General features: G+C 67.7%; 1 protein-coding gene. It reads right to left on the bottom strand.

Features of this window, described 5'->3' with window-relative positions; translation table 11 throughout:
• On the bottom strand, positions 1 to 412 hold a 412-nt coding region (locus ACV22W_RS33640), incomplete at both ends, for an MFS transporter (protein ID WP_448023844.1).

The raw sequence follows: 412 nt of genomic DNA, 5'->3' as shown, positions 1-412 counted from the left end.
TCGAGGAAGCTGCCCATGAAGCCGCGGCGCTTGTCGGTCGAGAACTCGGCGATGAAGGTGGCGGCGCCGCCGTATTCGCCGCCGGTCGAGAAGCCCTGCACGAGGCGGGCGACGAGCAGCAGCACGGGCGCCATGATGCCGATCGACGTGTAGCTGGGAATCAGGCCGATCGCGAAGGTGCCGACGGCCATCATGATCATGGTGGCGGCGAGCACGCGCTGGCGGCCGATGCGGTCGCCGAGCGGGCCGAACACCATGCCGCCGAGCGGTCGCACGAGGAACGCGGCGGCGAACGTGCCGAAGGTTGCGAGCAGCTGCGCGGACGGGCTGCTGGACGGGAAGAACACCTTGCCGAGCGTGACGGCGATATAGCTGTAGACGCCGAAGTCGAACCATTCCATCGCATTGCCGA

Source organism: Burkholderia sp. AW49-1 (genome assembly GCF_053427845.1).
The sequence above is the reverse complement of the archived record's forward strand: the minus strand, read 5'-3'. Positions and strand labels throughout refer to the sequence as shown.